Source organism: Gaoshiqia sediminis, from assembly GCF_025907915.1.
Taxonomy (GTDB): domain Bacteria; phylum Bacteroidota; class Bacteroidia; order Bacteroidales; family Prolixibacteraceae; genus Gaoshiqia; species Gaoshiqia sediminis.
On sequence record NZ_JAPAAF010000152.1, the window covers coordinates 1 to 321 of the forward strand.

Sequence of the window (321 nt, forward strand, 5' to 3'; positions counted from 1 at the left end):
TGGCTATCTCCAGTCTTTTACCGGCGTTTCCGGCTGCAAGGCTCAACACCTGGGTGATCTCGGAGTTACGTTTCTTACGCGTTATTTCCAATGCGACACGGGCAGGTCCCTGCTCCGCGATTGTTATCTTTGCATCCCCATTCAGATAATCAACCGGAGGATTTTGACGATCCTTCCAGTCCATATGCCAAGAGGGTTTTGTTTCTGGCTTTTCATATAAAAACGTCAGGCTGGCAGGTTTTTGCAACAATTCCTTTTTCAGGTTTTTGTCATAGATGCTTGTAATGTCACCATTATCGCCAACAAGTACTTTATAATACT

General features: G+C 44.9%; 1 protein-coding gene. It reads right to left on the minus strand.

The genetic code is table 11. The annotated features are described in order from the left end of the window. Positions 1-321 (minus strand): glycoside hydrolase family 38 C-terminal domain-containing protein (locus tag N2K84_RS20360; RefSeq protein ID WP_282593662.1); only part of this gene is annotated, 321 nt, incomplete at both ends.